At 47.5% G+C, this 535-nt stretch carries 1 protein-coding gene; it reads right to left on the minus strand.

Features of this window, described 5'->3' with window-relative positions; translation table 11 throughout:
* Window positions 1-535: MOSC domain-containing protein (locus tag R7P74_RS28880; RefSeq protein ID WP_318124135.1), on the minus strand; the 535-nt coding region annotated here is incomplete at both ends.

Genomic DNA, 535 nt, shown 5'->3' on the forward strand with positions numbered 1-535 from the left:
CGGAGATAGCATAGCGACCAGGGCGAGATGGGCTAGACGATAAGGTATATCTACGACCAATTTTCTTACCATTGATATCCACCTCAATCGGCAAATGTTGGCCCGGTAAGTAGTTTGGTAAAGAGCCTTTGCTCGGTTCTAGCCATAAGGTCACGAAATCTTGAGCAATCTCTTCACGCTCAACACACGTCAGCATCATGCGCACAGGTGAGTTGTCCGGATAAAACTCCGGCTCCTTATATTCGAGCACTTCAACTTTATCGCCTTGGCGAATAATGCCCTCATTGCGCGCCACAAGGTTTTGTCCAAAGAACACACCACCTCGTTCATTGGCGCGGAACTGTTGCAACGTTTTGAGCGGCTCTTTGCTTTCGCGGAAAGTGCCACGTTGAGTATTGATCGTGGTAAGAATACAACGCTCACAAGGTTTGAGAGATTCGAATTCCACTTCCCCTATTCGGATGCGCTTCCAAGAATCTTCTTCAAATGGCTTGGTATCAGATACGACTAAGTTTGTGCGGAACTGATCCATGGA

This window comes from Vibrio sp. 2033 (genome assembly GCF_033339735.1).